Genomic DNA, 17,517 nt, shown 5'->3' on the forward strand with positions numbered 1-17,517 from the left:
CGCGCAAGCGGTCTCACCGAAATCCAAATGCCAGCCGCCACGGCTGAGCGGTCCACGCCATGAGCGACAACCGGTCCAACGATCCCCAAGACGAATCGCAGCAGGAAACCTTCATTTCACACCTGGTCGAACTGCGCGAACGCCTGGTCAAGGCGGTGGCCGGCGTCATCCTGGTCTTCGTGGGATTGGTGTACTGGGCGCCGGTCATCTTCAACCTGTTCGCGCGTCCGCTGATGGACGCGTTGCCCAAGGGCGGCAGGATGATCGTGACCGATGTCACTGGCTCCTTTTTCGTGCCGATGAAGGTCACGCTGCTGGTCGCTTTCCTGATCGCTCTGCCGTGGGTCCTGTACCAGGTCTGGCAATTTGTCGCACCGGGCCTGTACCAACACGAGAAGCGGCTGATCGTGCCGCTCGTGAGCAGCAGCTACGTGCTGTTCCTGTGCGGCGTGGCATTCGCGTACTTCCTGGTCTTCCCGACCGTGTTCCATTTCATGGCGCACTACAACGCGCCGCTCGGCGCGGACATGTCGACGGATATCGACAAGTACCTGAGTTTCGCCATGACCACCTTTCTCGCCTTCGGCATCACCTTCGAGGTGCCGGTGGTCGTGATTGTCCTGGTTCGCTTTGGCGTTGTGGAGCTGGAAAAACTCAAGCAGATCCGTCCCTATGTGATCGTCGGGGCTTTCATTGTTGCCGCCGTGGTCACGCCGCCAGACGTGCTTTCGCAACTCCTTCTAGCCGTGCCACTGATCGCACTTTATGAACTCGGTTTGCTGATGGCACGCTTTGTGGGGCGGCCTGAAACCAGCGCCGATGCTGCGGGAGAAACGCAGGCCGATTGAGTCTATGGGACAGCGAAAGTGGTTGTTTTGCACCAAAATGGGGAATTTATTCCCCATTTCTGTTGTTCAGTCACAACAAAAAGGGCCCGTATACGCAGTTTACGCCGAAAAAGCCTTCTGACGGCCGGGGACGCTGGCCCATAATACGCAGCAGACGTGAACGTTAATGCGTCGCCCAAGTACTTGGGCAACCAAGATTTCCCAATCAGTTGACAAGGAAAGTGTCGATATGAAGATGAAACTGTTTGCTGCCGCCGTCGCCGCTCTGGCCGCTGGTGGCGCGTACGCCCAATCGAGCGTAACCCTGTACGGTGTGGTTGACGCTGGTATCGAATATCAGAACAACCAGCCTGCTGTTCCGTCGCAAGGCATCTCCAATGGCCACAGCGTGACCCGTCTGATCTCGGGTGGCCAGTCGGGCAGCCGCTGGGGCCTGCGTGGCGTGGAAGATCTGGGCGGTGGCCTGAAGGGTCTGTTCGTGCTGGAAAGCGGTTTCACCGTTGACGATGGCAAGATGGGCAACGACAGCCGCCTGTTCGGTCGTCAGGCTTACGTCGGTGTGGGCAGCCAGTACGGTCAGCTGACCCTGGGTCGTCACCAGACCCCGTTCTATGACTTCGGTCTGCAGTTCGACCCGATGGCCATTGCGTCGAACTACTCGATCACCGCTCAAGATGGCGCTTTCTCGAGCCGTGCCGACAACTCGATCAAGTACATCGGTACGTTCGGTGGCCTGACCGCCAACGCACTGTACAGCTTCGGCTCGAACACCGGCGGCGCTGCTGGCGTCTTCCAGGGCAACCAAGGTGAAGTTCCGGGCACGTGGAAGATTGGCCGCGAATACAGCCTGGGTCTGACCTACGCTGGTGGTCCGTTCTCCGTGGGCGCCATCTATGACGAAACGAACCTGGGCTTCACCGCCAATCCGGACGCCGTGGTTCGCCGCGCTTCGCTGGCTGGTACGTACGCCTTCGGTCCGGCCAAGGCATTCGCCGGCTACCGTTGGGCCAAGGGTGTTGACCTGGGCACGATCCCGTTCCTGGGCCTGAGCGCACAAGCTCTGACCGGCGCCAAGGCTTCGTCGAACCTGTACTGGCTGGGCCTGGGTTACCAAGTCACGCCGGCCTTCTCGCTGACCGGTGCAGCGTACTACCAGGACTTCCGTGGCAACAAGGCGGATCCGTGGCTGTTCGTGGCTACGGCTGACTACGCCCTGTCGAAGCGTACCGACGCTTACCTGAGCCTGGCATACGCCCACAACAAGGACAACTCGAACCTGGGTGTTAGCGGCTTTGGCAAGACCAACGTTGACGCTACCGGCCATGGTGACAGCCAGTTCGGCGCTACCGTTGGTATCCGTCATAAGTTCTAATCTGATGCGGGCCTGAGCCCGCTGTAGATTGGCTTGAAAAACGCCGGCACTCGAAAGGGTGGCGGCGTTTTACTTTGTCGGTCGCGTGCCAAACCTATGCCAAGGGGCTGCGCGGTGACAAGCGCGCGGAGCTGAGTCTTATGCGGGGAGGCATGGTTGGGCCTGGATTGTTGGGAGCCGCCGGACACACTGGCAAGCGTATGCGCCTCGCGCCGGGCGTTCGCGTGACCGCTGGCACGACAAGTCTGCGCTCTCGGCCATTGCCGCTTATGTTGCGCCCGGCCAGGATTCCCGTCGGCTGCAGACGCTGGCGATTTGTCGGCACCGAGCGGCGCGGTCTGCGCCATGAGTGATTGGGCAAGATCCTTCTCGGCAACAGACAACAAAAAACCCCGCCATCTACAGCGGGGTTTTTATTTTCGCAATCAGACCAGAGATCGGACGAACGCGCTATTCCTCATCATCAAACGGTACGGCACGCCGCGGAGGCGGAGGCCGCTTGCCAATGGTCACGGTCAGCTCGGCCGGCTTACCGCGGCGGATCACTTTCATCTTGATGTCCACACCCGGCTTGAGCTGGGCGATCGCGTTCAGCAGCGCGGTGGTATCGGTGATGGGCTGGCCATCAACGGAAGCCAGCACATCGCCGGGCTTCACTCCCGCCTTGTCGGCCGGGCCGCCTTGCACCACCGCCGCGATCAATGCGCCTTCCTTGGCGTCGAGCCCGAACGATTCGGCGATTTCGGGCGTCATGTCCTGCGGTTCCACGCCGATCCAGCCGCGCGTCACGCTGCCGGTCGAGATGATCGATTCCATCACCTGCTTGGCCGTCGACACCGGGATCGCGAAGCCGATGCCGAGCGACCCGCCCGAACGTGAATAGATGGCGGTGTTGATGCCCAGCAGGTTGCCCCGCGCATCCACCAGCGCGCCGCCGGAATTGCCGGGGTTGATCGCCGCATCCGTCTGGATGAAGTTCTCGAACGTGTTGATCCCAAGGTGGCTGCGGCCCAGCGCCGAGACGATGCCCATGGTCACGGTCTGGCCGACGCCGAACGGATTGCCGATTGCCAGCACCACATCGCCGACCTTGACGTTCTCCAGGCGGCCGAGCGTGATGGCAGGCAGGTCCTTCAGCGAGATCTTCAGCACTGCCAGGTCGGTTTCTGGATCCGAGCCCACGACTTTGGCGTTCGCCTTGCGGCCGTCGGTCAGCGCAACCTCGATTTCATCGGCGCCGTCCACCACGTGATGGTTGGTTAGAATGTAACCCTCGGCACTGACAATGACGCCCGATCCCAGGCTGGACACCGGTTCCTGGCGTTCCGGCAGGCGGTCGCCGAAGAAGAAGCGGAACCACGGATCCTCGGCCTGCGGGTGGGGAGAGCGTCGGGTGCCGTTCTTGCTGGTAAAAATATTCACCACGGCAGGCATCGCCAGCTGCGCAGCTTCGCTGTAAGACCCTTCCGCAGCGGTGCCGGCCACGTTGGGCACGACTTCCTTCAGCGCCACGATAGGCGACCCCGACTGCACCGCGACGCGCCCCCTCTGAAGCCACTCGGGCTTGAGCGTGGCGACGACGAACCAGACTGCCAGCACGACGGTGACAGCCTGGGCAAAGAACAGCCAAAAGCGCCGCAACATATTGGAGTTTGAGCAAAAAATGAAGACTAAAGAGCTGGAATTGTACTTGAACGACCTGTTGGCGGTTTCCCGCTACAAGGACTATTGTCCCAACGGCCTGCAAGTGCAAGGCAGCGCCGAGGTCACACATATCGTGACGGGGGTCACGGCCAGCCTGGCGCTGGTCGAAGCGGCCATCGAAGCCGGCGCACAGGCCATCCTCGTGCATCATGGCTACTTCTGGAAAAACGAGGACGCGCGCGTGGTTGGCCAGAAGCACGCACGCCTCAAGCGGTTGCTGGGCTCGGATGTCAACCTGTTCGCGTATCACCTGCCGCTCGACAACCATCCCGAGTTCGGCAACAACGCCCAGCTCGCACTTCAACTCGGCTTCACCCCGACGGGGCGCTTCAGCGACGACGAACTCGGCTGGACCGGCACGCTGCCTTCGCCGATGCCGCTGCAGGCGCTGGCTGCGCATGTCGGCGGAGTGCTCGGGCGCGAACCACTGGCCATTGGCGACCCCGATCAGATGATCCGCACGGTGGGGTGGTGCACCGGCGGTGCGCAAGGCTATTTCGATGCTGCCGTTGCAGCGGGCGTCGATGCCTATCTGAGCGGCGAAGTCTCTGAACAGACCACGCACCTCGCGCGCGAAAGCGGTGTGGCGTATCTTGCGGCCGGGCATCATGCCACCGAGCGCTACGGCATTCGTTCGCTCGGCGAGCATGTGGCGCAGCGCTTCGGCCTGCACCACACCTTCATCGATATTCCCAATCCTGTTTGACGCGTATCAATAAAAACGGCCCCCACTGGGGCCGTTGTCTTGTCAGAATCCTGCTCTTGCCCGATCAGGGCTGGCGGGCTTTCAGGCTGTCGCGGATTTCGCGCAGCAGGACAATATCTTCGGGCGTCGCTGGCGGTTCCGCCGGGGCTGCCGGTTCTTCGGCGCGCATCTTATTGAATGCCCGCACCATCAGGAAAATTATGAAGGCCAGAATCACAAAGTTGACCACAATGGTCAGGAAATTGCCGTAGGCAAACACCGGCACGCCTGCTTTCTTCAAGGCATCCAGCGTCATCGCCGTGCCTGCCGGCGGCTCAGCCAGCGTAACGAACATATTGGAAAAATCCAGCTTGCCAACGATGCGCCCGATCACGGGCATGATCAGGTCATTGACGATCGAATCGACGATTTTCCCGAATGCCGCGCCAATGATCACGCCGACCGCAAGGTCGATCACGTTGCCGCGCATTGCGAAGGTCTTGAACTCCGACACCATGCTCATGGGGCTTTCTCCTTCTTGTTGCAAGCAATGAACGCCTTCAAGCCCAGAAGCCTGCCGCATCGATGCGCGGAAATCAAGCTTGCACGCGGCAATCCGCGCGTCCGGCCGATAATCGTACATGCCCATTGGGTTTTTCGCCTATCTTGCGCGGAGGTGCCTCATGTACAATTTATGGTTGACGCAAAATCTAAATTGACTTCCCCTGGGGTTTGGAATGAGTGACCAGCAAGACGTGAAGAGCGTGGATAAAGGTCGCCGCAATTGGTTGATCGCGACATCCGTCGCTGGCGGCGTCGGAAGCGTAGCGGTAGCGGTTCCTTTCGTCAGTACCTTCGCACCATCCGAGAAGGCCAAGGCGGCCGGCGCGCCAGTGGAAGCCGATATCGGCGCCCTCAAGCCCGGCGAGATGATGACGGTCGAATGGCGTGGCAAGCCGGTCTGGATCCTGCGTCGCACCGACGAGATGCTGGCCTCGCTCAAGAAGACCGACGGCGAAGTCGCCGACCCCAAGTCAGACGTTGCGTTCACGATGCAGACGCCCGAGTACTGCAAGAACGAAACCCGTTCCCGCGCGGAACACAAGGACCTCCTGGTCGTCGTGGGCATCTGCTCCCACCTTGGTTGCTCGCCTTCGGGCCCTTTCGCTGCCGGCTCCAATCCTCAGCTCGGCACTGATCCCGGTTTTCTCTGCCCCTGCCACGGCTCCACCTTCGACCTGGCTGGCCGCGTCTTCAAGAACAAACCGGCTCCGCAGAATCTCGATGTTCCCCCCTACCAGTTCCTCACCGACACCAAGATCGTGATCGGCAAGGATGAAAAAGGAGAAGCTTGATCATGGCGGCCGATAAGCAAGTCAAGACAACCGGTCTGCTGGGCTGGATCGACGCCCGCTTCCCCGCCACGCAGCTGTGGGAAGACCATCTCTCCAAGTACTACGCGCCGAAGAACTTCAACTTCTGGTATTTCTTCGGCTCGCTGGCGCTGCTGGTCCTCGTGATTCAGATCGTCACCGGCATCTTCCTGGTGATGAACTACAAGCCGGACGGCACGCTCAATGCCGCAGGCATTCCCGTCGCCTTCGCCAGCGTGGAATACATCATGCGCGAAGTACCCTGGGGCTGGCTGGTGCGCTACATGCACTCGACCGGCGCCTCGGCGTTCTTCGTGGTGGTGTACCTGCACATGTTCCGCGGGCTGCTGTACGGCTCGTATCGCAAGCCGCGCGAGCTGGTCTGGATCTTCGGCTGCCTGATCTTCCTGTGCCTGATGGCCGAAGCCTTCATGGGCTATCTGCTGCCGTGGGGCCAGATGTCGTACTGGGGCGCCCAGGTGATCGTGAACCTGTTCTCGGCCATCCCCGTGATCGGCCAGGACCTGTCGCTGTTCATCCGCGGCGACTACGTGGTGAGCGATGCGACGCTGAACCGCTTCTTCTCGTTCCACGTCATTGCCGTGCCGCTGGTGCTGCTGGCGCTGGTGGTCGCGCACATCATCGCGCTGCACGAAGTGGGCTCCAACAACCCGGACGGCGTCGAGATCAAGGCCAAGAAGGACGCAAACGGCGTGCCGCTCGATGGTATCCCGTTCCACCCGTACTACTCGGTGCACGACCTGCTGGGCGTGGGCGGCTTCCTGATGATCTTCTCGGCCGTGATCTTCTTCTTCCCGGAAGTGGGCGGCTATTTCCTGGAATCCAACAACTTCTTCCCGGCTGATCCGCTCAAGACTCCGCCGCACATCGCGCCGGTGTGGTACTTCACGCCGTTCTACTCGATGCTGCGCGCCACCACGTCGAACTTCCTGCCGATCCTGTGGGTGTTCTTCGCGCTGGTGCTCGGCATGCTGTTCATGCGCAGCAAGGACGGCCGCATCAAGGCTGCTGCCGTGGCCATCGCCGTGATCCTGGCGGTTGGCTTCTACTTCATCGACGCCAAGTTCTGGGGCGTGCTGGTGATGGGCGGCTCGGTCGTGATCCTGTTCTTCCTGCCGTGGCTCGACTGCTCGCCGGTGAAGTCCATCCGCTATCGTCCCGCCTTCCATAAGACCATCCTGAGCGTCTTCGTGGTGGTGTTCATCGTCCTCGGCTACCTCGGTGTGCAACCGCCGTCGCCGGTTGGTGAAAAGGTGTCGCAGCTCGGCACGCTGCTGTACTTCGCCTTCTTCCTGACCATGCCGCTGTGGAGCCGCGCCGGCCAGTTCAAGCCGGTCCCGGAGCGCGTCACGTTCCACCCGCACTGAGCGAACGCGAACCCCGACAAGAGGACAAGGACACACGATGAAAAAGCTGCTTTCCATCATTGCACTGGCAGGCGCCTGCTTTGCCGCCGCGCCCGTCATGGCCAACGAAGGGGGGTATCCCCTGGAGCCGGCACCGGTGAATACTGCAGACCTGTCGTCGCTGCAGCGTGGCGCCAAGCTGTTCGTCAATTACTGCCTGAACTGCCACAGCGCATCGATGATGCGCTACAACCGGCTCAAGGACATTGGCCTGACCGATGACCAGATCCGCGACAACCTGCTGTTCTCCGCGGACAAGGTTGGCGAGACCATGACCATCGCCATGCAGCCGAAGGAAGCCAAGGCCTTCTTCGGCGCGCAGCCGCCCGACCTGTCCGTCATCGCCCGCGCCCGCGGCGACGACTGGCTCTACACCTACCTGCGTACCTTCTACCGCGACGACAGCCGCGCCACCGGCTGGAACAACCTGGTGTTCCCGAGCGTCGGCATGCCGCACGTGCTGTGGGAACTGCAGGGCCAGCGCGCCGCCAAGTTCGCCGAAGCGGAAGTGCATGGCGAGAAGGTCCACAAGTTCGCCGGTTTTGAGCAACTGAGTCCCGGCAAGCTGAGCAAGGTCGAGTATGACCAGGCGACTGCCGACCTGGTTGGCTTTCTGGACTGGGTGGCCGAGCCCGCGCAGAACCACCGCAAGCGCCTCGGCGTCTGGGTCCTGCTGTTCCTGGGCGTGTTCACCGTCTTAGCATGGCGCCTGAATGCTGCCTTCTGGAAAGACATAAAGTAACGCCCCAGGCCGGCCCGGCATGAAGGAGAGGGCCAGAGCGGAAGTTGCCGTTGCAGCACCGCTCTGGCCCTTTTTCTATTGGAATTGCCGCAGTAGGCCCTCTACAAGTGATTTATATATAACTTATTTGCTTTTCGGTGCCGGGTTTTGGCAGAATGGCTGACCTTACCGTCCGACCCCGCATCGGCTAAGCCCAAGGAATCCAACCATGATGGTGTTGTATTCGGGTACGACTTGCCCGTTTTCCCAACGTTGCCGCCTCGTCCTGTTCGAAAAAGGCATGGACTTCGAGATCCGCGACGTTGACCTGTTCAACAAGCCCGAAGATATTTCGGTGATGAATCCCTACGGCCAGGTACCTATCCTGGTCGAGCGCGACCTCATCCTGTATGAGTCGAACATCATCAACGAGTACATCGACGAGCGCTTCCCGCACCCGCAGCTGATGCCGGCCGACCCGGTGCAGCGCGCGCGCGCCCGCCTGTTCCTGTTCAACTTCGAAAAGGAACTGTTCACCCACGTCTACGTGCTGGAGAATGAAAAGGGTAAGGCCGCCGAGAAGAACCACGAGCGCGCCCGCGCCGCGATCCGTGACCGCCTGACCCAGCTCGCGCCGATCTTCGTCAAGAACAAGTACATGCTTGGCGAAGAGTTTTCCATGCTCGACGTCGCCATCGCGCCGCTGCTCTGGCGCCTGGACCACTATGGCATCGAGCTGTCGAAGAATGCCGCACCGCTGCTCAAGTACGCCGAGCGCATCTTCAGCCGCCCGGCCTATATCGAAGCGCTCACCCCGTCCGAAAAGGTGATGCGCCGCTAAGCCTGGCAGGCCCGATGCTTGCGCATCGGGCCGACCACTGGCGTCATGAAGAAGCACCATGCCTGAAACCTCCACCAAGCCCTACCTGATCCGCGCCATCTACGAGTGGTGCACGGACAACGGCTTTACGCCGTACGTCGCCGTTTTTGTCGACGCCAATACCAGCGTGCCGCGCGAGTTCGTCAAGAACAACGAGATCGTGCTCAACGTCAGCTTCGACGCCACGAGCGGCCTGGACATGGGCAATGAGTGGATCACGTTCAGCGCGCGCTTTGGGGGTATCTCGCGCAAGATCGACGTGCCCGTGGAAAACGTGCTCGCCATCTACGCGCGCGAAAACGGCCAGGGCATGGCTTTCCCGGTCGAGCGCAGCCTGCCGGAAACCCAGGCCGCAACCGAGCGCGAAAACAACCCGCCGCCCAAGCTGGCACCGGTGGAATCCGAGACTTCGGTCAGCACCGAGCAAGGCGCTCCGGACGACGACGAAACCCCGCCGCCCGTGCCGCGCATCGGTGGCAAGAAGCCGTCGCTGAAGGTGGTGAAGTAAGTCACCCGCAACGCACCAAAGCGGACCGCAATGCAGTAGAATCGCGGTCTGCATCAGATATGCCGGCTTAGCTCATCAGGTAGAGCAGTTGATTTGTAATCATCAGGTGGCGGGTTCGAGTCCTGCAGCCGGCACCAGATAAAACCAAGGGGTTACAGGCGAAAGCTTGCAACCCCTTGTCGTTTCTACCCGCACGTAACTCTCGTCCAACCCTGTTGAGGCTCGTCAGCGCTCCCGCGCTGTCACACGTCATCGCGGACCTCGCGATGAATGATGGCGAACTGGCGCAACTCGCCAAATACCTGCGAGCGACCTACGGCGGGCAGCCCGCGGATGTGAAGGCGGATGCGGTCAAGGCGTTGCGCGTGGCGCGGCCAGGGCACTAGTTACAAGGCGCGAGTCCTGCTGTCAGGCGGCGAAACGATAAAGTGCGGGAGGCTGGAATCTCCTGGGCCGCCTTTGATGCATTCGGCTCCGTCAGTCCGGTTTGCGTTGTTCCAATCCAACCTTATCGCGACATCACTGCCTCGATGCTTGCGATGTCGCCTTCCATCCACCGGCGCAGCAGGCCATCCGATATGACCAGCACTGCGCTGCCGCCGAGGATGCGGTAGACCTTCTTGCGATCGATCTTCGAGACCTTGCCCGGGTCGAGCCAGGCTTCGTTCTCCACGAGCAGCCGAAAGGTCTCAAGCCCGATCAAGATCGGCCACAGGCAGGCGAGCCGCAAGCGCACGGCGGTTCGCGGAATCGCCAGCGTGTAGGCCATGGCTTCGCGGAAGTGGTCCAGCGCCAGGCGCACGAGTTCGAACAGCACCGGCCGCATGCGCCGCGAATTTGCCGGCTCCAGCAGGTCGCGCGGCCCGTATCCGTGGCGATCGAGGAGTTCCTTCGGCAGATAGCAGCGCCCGATACGCAGGTCGCTGCCACAGTCGCGCAGCACATTGACCATCTGCAAGGCCTTGCCGAAGCGGATGCCCCGACGCTGCATGACGGCCGGCTCCTCCCTGAGTACGCCGGGCAAGTGGGCGTAAGTCATCGCCGTCCAGAACTCCCCCACGCAGCCGGCAACGAGGTAGGTGTAGCGATCAAGGTCGTCTGAGCCCTGCAACGCGCCAACTTCTCCCGAGCGTTCGTCCGGGAACGTGCGCAGGTCGAACTCCATGCCCTCGGTCAGCGTGGTGACGATGCCGCGCACGGCGGCACGGTCGGCGTCATCGAGCTGGGCCAGCACGTCGAACGCGGGCCGGATCGACTCCAGCAAGGCCTTTTCCCTGGACTCGGTCTGATGGTTGGCGACTTCGCGGGACAAACGATCGGCGAACGGCACGGGATCGCAGCGGCCGTTGACACACTCGCGCAGCGCCAGCAGCAGGTCAAGACGCTGCGCAGGGGGAATCAGCGCGGTGTCCGCAATCGTGTCGGCCGCGCGCGCCAGCAGGTAAGCCAGGCCGACCGGATCGCGCATGCCCGCCGGCAGGATGCGCAGCGTCAGATAGAACGAGCGGGAAACTCCCTTCAGCAGCGGGCCGAGCAGGTAGGCCCGGGTAGGGTTTGGCATGAGTGCGGTGTTGGCGCGAGGGTAGGGCGCATTGTAGCGGTCGTGGGCAAGCCGACGACGGCACGACAACGGCGAATTCGATTCTGCCGATAACCCTTACCAGAATATCGAGTTATACGCCGCCCTAGCCCGCTAGAGACAATGCGCGGATGTCCTCACCGTGGGCACTATATTCAGAACAAAAGGGGAGAAGACCATGACTGCCTCAGACCATCCTCACCGCCGCCCGACGCGCGAGCGGCGCCGCTTCCTGCAAGGGGCTGGTGCCCTGATGGCCCAGGCCGCGCTGGGCGCCACCGCGCTCGACGCGCTGGCCGCCGGCACGCCCGGCAAGGTCGCCATGCCCTTCGCCAATGGCGAGCGCGAACTGGCCACTTTCCCGCAGAAGCGTCCGCTGATCCTGCTGACCAGCCGTCCGCCGCAACTGGAGACGCCGTTCAGCGTGTTCAACGAGGGCATCCTCACGCCCAACGATGCCTTCTTCGTGCGCTACCACTGGAGCGGCATCCCGACCTCGATCGATCCCCAGACTTATCGCCTGCGCATTGGCGGCCATGTGAAGGCGCCGCTGGAACTGTCGCTGGCGGAACTGAAGACCCTGACCGATCCGGTCGAGATCGTGGCCGTGAACCAGTGCTCGGGCAACAGCCGGGGCTTCTTCGATCCGCGCGTCAACGGCGGCCAGCTGGGCAACGGTGCGATGGGCAATGCGCGCTGGACTGGCGTGCCGCTCAAGAAGGTGCTGGAAAAGGCCGGCGTGCAGCCGGGTGCCGTGCAGGTGACTTTCAACGGCCTCGACAAGCCGCCTCTCGAAACCGGCCCGGACTTCGTCAAGGCGTTGAACATCGATCACGCGCTCGACGGTGAGGTGATGCTCGCCTGGGCGATGAACGGGGCGGACCTGCCGATGCTCAATGGCTATCCGTTGCGTCTCGTGGTGCCGGGGCACTACGGCACGTACTGGGTCAAGCACCTGTCGGACATTCAGGTCGTGGACAAGGTCTTCGATGGCTTCTGGATGGCATCGGCCTATCGCATCCCGGCGAACCCGTGCGCCTGCGTGGCACCCGGTACGGCGCCGTCGGCCACCACGCCGATCGGCCGCTTCACCGTGCGCTCGTTCATCACCAGCCTGGAAGACGGCGCCAAGGTGCCGGCGGGCCGCGAAACGGTGGTGCGTGGCATCGCCTTCGACGGCGGTTACGGTATCGGCGAAGTCGGCTTCTCCGCCGATGGCGGCCGCTCGTGGCAATCCGCAAAACTCGGCCAGGACCTGGGGCGCTACTCGTTCCGTGAATGGACGGCTGTGCTGCGCCCGCCGCGCCGCGGCAAACTCGACCTGCGCGTGCGCGCGGTGAACCGGACTGGCCAGAGCCAGCCGCTGGAGGCGCTGTGGAACCCGCCGGGCTATATGCGCAACGTGGTCGAAACCACGCGCGTCACTGCGGTTTGAGGGAGGGGACGTCATGAACATGAAGACCCTGATCGCCGCCGCGCTTGCCGCTTTCGCCCTCCCAGCCATGGCGCTGGAGGTCACCCTGCCCGCGGAAGCCGCCGCCTATCGTCCGAGCGATCTGCCCGGCTACCGGCTCGTGCAGCAGAACTGCATGACCTGCCATTCGGCGCAGTACGTGGAGACACAGCCGCAGACCTCCTCGCGCGCCTACTGGGACGCGACCGTCAAGAAGATGAAGAAGCCCTTCGGCGCGCCGCTGCGCGACGAAGACATGCCGGCCATCGTTGATTACCTCGTCAAGACCTACGGTGCGGAGCGCGGCAGCGCAACGCCCGTGGCCGCCGCTCCCGCGGCTGCCACGCCGGCCGCTAGTGGCGCGCCGCGCACGGCGGATGCGCTGCTCGGCGCCAACCAGTGCAGCGCCTGCCATGCGGTTGACAAGAAGGTGGTCGGCCCCGCGTTTCACGACGTGGCGGCCAAGTACGCCGGCAATGCCGACGCTACCGCCAAGCTGATGCAGAGCATCCGCAGCGGCGGCAGCGGCAAGTGGGGGCAGGTGCCGATGCCGGCGTTCCCGCAACTGGAAGAGGCGGATCTGAAGACGTTGGCGACTTGGGTGTTGTCGCGGTAAGAGGATGGGGCTACGCAAATGCGTAGCCCGTTCTTCTTATGCCGCGACGCCTTCGTCCTGGCCTCGTGTCTCGAGCTTCGAGGACCAGCCGGACTTTGCATTCCCATCCGGACCGGAGGGCATCCTGGCGGACCTCAGCCGGGAAATGGCGAATCGCTCAATTGACCGTCGTCCGCCTGGCGCCTGTCGCGCTCGTCAAGGACGGCTGTGCCGCCTAGCACGAGGCCGTGCGGAAGCCTCAGGTGCTGCCGCGTTCCAGCTCCCGCCACGCCAGCCAAAGCCGCGTGTCGAACTCCAGCTGGTGGTAGCGCGGCTCCATGTGCTCGCACAGGCGATAGAACGCCTTGTTGTGGTCGCTCTCTTTGAGGTGGGCGAGTTCATGTACGACGATCATGCGCAGGAATTCGGATGGCGCTTCCTTGAACAGCGAGGCCACGCGGATTTCCTTCTTGGCCTTGAGCTTGCCGCCCTGTACGCGGGAGATCGCGGTATGCAGGCCGAGCGCCTTGTGGGCCGTGTCGAGGCGTGCGTCGTAGCCCACCTTGTGCAGCGGCGGGGCGCTGCGCAGGAATTCCTGCTTCAGTTCGGACGCGTAGTCGTACAGCGCGCGGTCGGACTGCACGCCGTGCTGGTCCGGGTAGCGGCGCGAGATGTGTTCACCTAGCTTGCCGGCCGCGGCAAGCTCGCGCACCTGGTCGAGCACGCCAGGCGGGTAGCCGCCCAGGAAGCGCATCGGGTCCTTGGCGGAAGGCTGCCAGGTGTTTCCGTTCACTGCGCGCGAATCAGTGGTGGTGGTGATGGTGGTGCATCCAGCTGTTGTCCATCGAATTGACGAAGGACTCCACGGCGTCCTTGTCGCCTGTCGCGTGGCGCATCAGTTCGCCGCACTTGCAGAAGCCCTGGTACGGCGTGATATGCGAGCAGGCCGAGGTCTTCTGCAGATACAGGATGACGGGCTTCGTGCACTTCTTGCACTTGAACTTCAGGGTCAGGGCAGGCTTGCTCATGGGCGAATGAAATCAAAGGGTTAGCGCAGGGGCGAACCTTGAATTGTACCGGCCGCGCAGGTATTTCGCAGGCCGTCGGACCCCCGCCTTTGTTAAACTCCGCCCATTCCCAAAAAGCACAGGCACCGCACTCCATGGCTCAGTACGTTTTCACCATGAACCGCGTGGGCAAGATCGTTCCGCCCAAGCGTCACATCCTGAAGGACATCTCGCTGTCCTTTTTCCCCGGTGCCAAGATCGGCGTGCTGGGCCTGAACGGCTCGGGCAAGTCCACGCTGCTGAAGATCATGGCCGGTCTCGACAAGGAGATCGAGGGCGAGGCCACGCCGATGCCGAACCTGAACATCGGCTACCTGCCGCAGGAACCGCAGCTCGATCCCGAGCAGACCGTGCGTGAATCGGTGGAGGCCGCGCTGGGCGGCGTGTTCGAGGCACGCAAGAAGCTCGACGAGATCTACGCCGCCTACGCCGAGCCGGATGCGGATTTTGACGCACTCGCCGCCGACCAGGCCAAGTACGAGGCGATCCTCGCCGCCAGCGACGGCAACAACGCCGAACTCCAGCTCGACATCGCCGCCGATGCGCTGCGCCTGCCGCCTTGGGAGGCCAAGGTCGGCAACCTGTCCGGTGGCGAGAAGCGCCGCGTGGCCCTGTGCCGCCTGCTGCTGTCGCGCCCCGACATGCTGCTGCTCGACGAACCGACCAACCACCTGGATGCCGAGTCGGTGGACTGGCTGGAGCAGTTCCTGACGCGTTTCCCGGGCACCGTGGTGGCCGTGACCCACGACCGCTACTTCCTCGACAACGCCGCCGAGTGGATCCTGGAACTGGACCGCGGCCAGGGCATTCCCTGGAAGGGCAACTACAGCTCGTGGCTGGACCAGAAGGAAGCCCGCCTGAAGCAGGAAGAGGCCAGCGAATCGGCCCGCCAGAAGGCGCTGCACAAGGAACTGGAGTGGGTGCGCCAGAACCCGAAGGGCCGCCAGGCCAAGTCCAAGGCGCGTCTGGCCCGTTTCGACGAGCTGAACAGCCAGGAATACCAGAAGCGCAACGAAACCCAGGAAATCTTCATCCCCGTGGGTGAGCGCCTGGGCAACGAAGTGATCGAGTTCGACAACGTCAGCAAGGGTTTCGGCGACCGCATGCTGATCGAGAACCTGAGCTTCAAGGTGCCGCCGGGCGCCATTGTCGGCATCATCGGCCCGAACGGCGCCGGCAAGTCGACGTTCTTCAAGATGCTCACGGGCAAGGAGCAGCCGGACAGCGGCGAGATCAAGATCGGGCCGACCGTGAAGATGGCCTTCGTCGACCAGAGCCGTGACGCGCTGGACGGCACCAAGACCGTGTTCGAGGAAATCTCGGGCGGCGCCGACGTCCTGACCGTCGGCCGGTACGAAACACCGTCGCGCGCCTACATCGGCCGCTTCAACTTCAAGGGCGGCGACCAGCAGAAGCAGGTCGGCACGCTGTCGGGCGGCGAGCGCGGCCGCCTGCACATGGCCAAGACGCTGATCGCCGGCGGCAACGTGCTGCTGCTCGACGAACCGTCGAACGATCTGGACGTGGAAACGCTGCGCGCGCTCGAAGACGCGCTGCTGGAATTCGCCGGCTGCGTGATGGTGATCTCGCACGATCGCTGGTTCCTGGACCGGATCGCCACGCACATCCTGGCCTTCGAAGGCGATTCGCACGTGGAATTCTTCCCGGGCAACTACCAGGAGTACGAGGCCGACAAGAAGCGCCGCCTCGGCGAGGAAGGCGCCAAGCCGAAGCGGATCCGCTACAAGCCGATTTCGCGCTGATCGGTGCGACAGCAGCAAAAAAGCCAGGCCTTTGTGCCTGGCTTTTTGTCTTGAGTGGTCGGATTACATGGGTTTTCGTCAGTCCCGCGCCCGCACCAGCCTCACCCGCGTAATCTCCGACGGCGCCCCGAACCGCTTGGGCGGGCCCCAGTATCCGGTGCCCCGGCTGACGTAGACCCACATCGACCCGTGCCGTGCCAGGCCCGCCGTGTATGGCTGCTGCATCGGCACGAACAGGTTCCACGGCCAGAACTGGCCGCCATGGGTGTGGCCCGACAGCTGGAGGTCGAAGCCGGCCTCGACCGCCGCCGGCGCCGTGCGCGGCTGGTGGGCCAGCAGCACGCGTGCGCCGGCGCGCGGCGCGCCTTGCAGCGCGCGCGTCGGGTCGCTGCGGTGGTGCTCGTGGAAGCGGCCGGCCGAATAATCGGTCACGCCGGCCAGCACCAGTACATCGCCGCCATGATCGAGCGCCACGTGCTCGTTCATCAGCACGCGCAGGCCCAGCCGCCGCAGTTCGGCGATCCACGGTTCGGCGCCGGAGTAATACTCGTGGTTGCCGGTGACGAAGTACACGCCGTGGCGCGCCTGCAGCCGCGCCAGTGGCGCGGTGTGGGCGGATAGTTCACGCACGGTGCCGTCGACAAGGTCGCCGGTGATGGCCACCGCGTCGGCCTGCAGGCTGTTGACCCGGTCGACGATGCGGTCCAGGTAAGGCCGCTTGATCGTCGGGCCGACGTGGATGTCGCTGATCTGGGCAATCGTGAAGCCGTGCAGCGCCTCGGGCAGGCCGCTGACCGGCACGTCGACTTCGACCACGCGGGCGAGCCGTCGCGCATTCACATAGCCGGCCAGCGTCACCAGCAGCGCCAGCAGCGGCACCGCGGCGGCGCTGTATGCGTTCAGCCCGACGGGTTGCCAGCCCGCGAGCCAGGCGACGCCCAGCCCGATGTCGCGTGCGACCGTCAGCACCAGCAGCGTGGAGAAGAAGCCCATGGCCAGCATGCCGATCCAGGACACGGCGTCCGACCACGGCTGGCTTACGCGGCGCGCCAGCAGGCCGGCGGGCAGCAGCGCGCATGACAGCGCCAGCCAGCCACCGCCGAGCGCCTTGACCAGCAGGGGCACGGGCAGGTCAGGCAGCAGGCGCAAGGCGATATAGGCATGCAGCAGTGCCGTGATGGCACCGGCGGTCAGGATGGTGGTCCTTGGGGGCATGGGGGCGGGTGCGGGCGACAGTCCCGTGAAGGTGGGGGCAGCGCGGCGCGCGTTCAAGGGGGCGCGCGCTGCCGGCGTGGCTGCAATGCGTCATTGACGGCAGTGGCAGGGATATACCGCGGATCTCCGGCGATCCAATCGGCATCGGCATGTGATGCCACCGGCGCGCCCCGCGCGCGCCGTGGATAGTGATCTGAGCCCTTTGCGGTCTCGTGCTGAATGTTTTTGAAACGGATTGTCCGCCTTTGCGGGCTCATCTAGATTCGCACACAGGGGCGCCGCTTGTGCAGCATCGTGCCCAGCGCACGCCTGCTCTGCCTGTGCAAT

17 protein-coding genes and 1 tRNA gene are annotated in these 17,517 nt (G+C 63.3%); 12 read left to right on the forward strand and 6 right to left on the reverse strand.

Annotated features, from left to right (window positions below; all coding sequences use genetic code 11):
• The first annotated feature begins 59 nt into the window (after positions 1 to 59).
• The gene (tatC, locus tag KHO22_RS25220) at positions 60 to 848 is read left to right on the forward strand and encodes a twin-arginine translocase subunit TatC (protein ID WP_211949900.1); all 789 of its coding nucleotides are present in this window, start codon (positions 60 to 62) and stop codon (positions 846 to 848) included.
• A gap of 229 nt (positions 849 to 1,077) precedes the next feature.
• Positions 1,078 to 2,220: a porin gene (locus KHO22_RS25225; RefSeq protein ID WP_230427014.1), complete on the forward strand. Its 1,143-nt coding sequence runs from the start codon at positions 1,078 to 1,080 to the stop codon at positions 2,218 to 2,220.
• Between the two features lie 450 nt (positions 2,221 to 2,670).
• On the opposite strand, the gene KHO22_RS25230 is transcribed toward KHO22_RS25225, so the two are convergent.
• Positions 2,671 to 3,864: a Do family serine endopeptidase gene (locus KHO22_RS25230; protein WP_211949902.1), complete on the reverse strand. Its 1,194-nt coding sequence runs from the start codon at positions 3,862 to 3,864 to the stop codon at positions 2,671 to 2,673.
• 19 nt (positions 3,865 to 3,883) lie between these two features.
• On the opposite strand from KHO22_RS25230, the gene KHO22_RS25235 reads away from it, so the two are divergent.
• Complete coding sequence (locus KHO22_RS25235; RefSeq protein WP_211949921.1) at positions 3,884 to 4,630, forward strand: Nif3-like dinuclear metal center hexameric protein; 747 nt, start codon at positions 3,884 to 3,886, stop codon at positions 4,628 to 4,630.
• 64 nt (positions 4,631 to 4,694) lie between these two features.
• On the opposite strand, the gene mscL is transcribed toward KHO22_RS25235, so the two are convergent.
• Positions 4,695 to 5,132 carry a large conductance mechanosensitive channel protein MscL gene (gene mscL, locus KHO22_RS25240; RefSeq protein WP_211949922.1) on the reverse strand — a complete coding sequence of 146 codons (438 nt, stop codon included), beginning with the start codon at positions 5,130 to 5,132 and terminating at the stop codon, positions 4,695 to 4,697.
• A gap of 214 nt (positions 5,133 to 5,346) precedes the next feature.
• Between mscL and petA the strand changes: the two genes are divergently transcribed.
• From petA to KHO22_RS25270, 6 genes are all read left to right on the forward strand, one after another.
• Positions 5,347 to 5,964 (forward strand): ubiquinol-cytochrome c reductase iron-sulfur subunit, encoded by a 618-nt coding sequence (gene petA / locus KHO22_RS25245; RefSeq protein WP_211949903.1) that lies wholly within the window; start codon positions 5,347 to 5,349, stop codon positions 5,962 to 5,964.
• A 2-nt stretch (positions 5,965 to 5,966) separates the two neighbouring features.
• The gene (locus tag KHO22_RS25250) at positions 5,967 to 7,370 is read left to right on the forward strand and encodes a cytochrome b (protein ID WP_211949904.1); all 1,404 of its coding nucleotides are present in this window, start codon (positions 5,967 to 5,969) and stop codon (positions 7,368 to 7,370) included.
• A 37-nt stretch (positions 7,371 to 7,407) separates the two neighbouring features.
• The gene (locus KHO22_RS25255; RefSeq protein WP_211949905.1) at positions 7,408 to 8,151 is read left to right on the forward strand and encodes a cytochrome c1; all 744 of its coding nucleotides are present in this window, start codon (positions 7,408 to 7,410) and stop codon (positions 8,149 to 8,151) included.
• Positions 8,152 to 8,359: 208 nt separating this feature from the next.
• Positions 8,360 to 8,971 carry a glutathione S-transferase N-terminal domain-containing protein gene (locus tag KHO22_RS25260; protein ID WP_008643086.1) on the forward strand — a complete coding sequence of 204 codons (612 nt, stop codon included), beginning with the start codon at positions 8,360 to 8,362 and terminating at the stop codon, positions 8,969 to 8,971.
• A 58-nt stretch (positions 8,972 to 9,029) separates the two neighbouring features.
• Complete coding sequence (locus KHO22_RS25265) at positions 9,030 to 9,518, forward strand: ClpXP protease specificity-enhancing factor (protein ID WP_211949906.1); 489 nt, start codon at positions 9,030 to 9,032, stop codon at positions 9,516 to 9,518.
• 61 nt (positions 9,519 to 9,579) lie between these two features.
• A tRNA-Thr gene (locus tag KHO22_RS25270) sits at positions 9,580 to 9,655 on the forward strand.
• Positions 9,656 to 10,026: 371 nt separating this feature from the next.
• Here KHO22_RS25270 and KHO22_RS25275 read toward each other — a convergent pair.
• Complete coding sequence (locus KHO22_RS25275; RefSeq protein ID WP_211949907.1) at positions 10,027 to 11,079, reverse strand: phytoene/squalene synthase family protein; 1,053 nt, start codon at positions 11,077 to 11,079, stop codon at positions 10,027 to 10,029.
• A gap of 196 nt (positions 11,080 to 11,275) precedes the next feature.
• Between KHO22_RS25275 and sorA the strand changes: the two genes are divergently transcribed.
• On the forward strand, positions 11,276 to 12,532 hold the full coding sequence (gene sorA / locus KHO22_RS25280) for a SorA family sulfite dehydrogenase catalytic subunit (RefSeq protein WP_211949908.1): 1,257 nt from the start codon (positions 11,276 to 11,278) through the stop codon (positions 12,530 to 12,532).
• 13 nt (positions 12,533 to 12,545) lie between these two features.
• Positions 12,546 to 13,166 carry a SorB family sulfite dehydrogenase c-type cytochrome subunit gene (gene sorB, locus KHO22_RS25285; protein ID WP_211949909.1) on the forward strand — a complete coding sequence of 207 codons (621 nt, stop codon included), beginning with the start codon at positions 12,546 to 12,548 and terminating at the stop codon, positions 13,164 to 13,166.
• A 238-nt stretch (positions 13,167 to 13,404) separates the two neighbouring features.
• Here sorB and KHO22_RS25290 read toward each other — a convergent pair whose 3' ends face one another.
• Together KHO22_RS25290 and KHO22_RS25295 are read right to left on the reverse strand one after the other, a co-directional pair.
• The gene (locus KHO22_RS25290) at positions 13,405 to 13,899 is read right to left on the reverse strand and encodes a M48 metallopeptidase family protein (RefSeq protein ID WP_211949923.1); all 495 of its coding nucleotides are present in this window, start codon (positions 13,897 to 13,899) and stop codon (positions 13,405 to 13,407) included.
• 49 nt (positions 13,900 to 13,948) lie between these two features.
• Positions 13,949 to 14,173: a hypothetical protein gene (locus KHO22_RS25295; protein WP_211949910.1), complete on the reverse strand. Its 225-nt coding sequence runs from the start codon at positions 14,171 to 14,173 to the stop codon at positions 13,949 to 13,951.
• Positions 14,174 to 14,307: 134 nt separating this feature from the next.
• Between KHO22_RS25295 and ettA the strand changes: the two genes are divergently transcribed.
• The gene (gene ettA / locus KHO22_RS25300) at positions 14,308 to 15,975 is read left to right on the forward strand and encodes an energy-dependent translational throttle protein EttA (RefSeq protein ID WP_211949911.1); all 1,668 of its coding nucleotides are present in this window, start codon (positions 14,308 to 14,310) and stop codon (positions 15,973 to 15,975) included.
• Between the two features lie 78 nt (positions 15,976 to 16,053).
• Here ettA and KHO22_RS25305 read toward each other — a convergent pair whose 3' ends face one another.
• The gene (locus KHO22_RS25305) at positions 16,054 to 17,190 is read right to left on the reverse strand and encodes a metallophosphoesterase (RefSeq protein WP_211949912.1); all 1,137 of its coding nucleotides are present in this window, start codon (positions 17,188 to 17,190) and stop codon (positions 16,054 to 16,056) included.
• Positions 17,191 to 17,517 lie beyond the last annotated feature (327 nt).

Origin of the sequence: Cupriavidus yeoncheonensis, assembly GCF_905397275.1 — a bacterium.
Lineage (GTDB): Bacteria > Pseudomonadota > Gammaproteobacteria > Burkholderiales > Burkholderiaceae > Cupriavidus > Cupriavidus yeoncheonensis.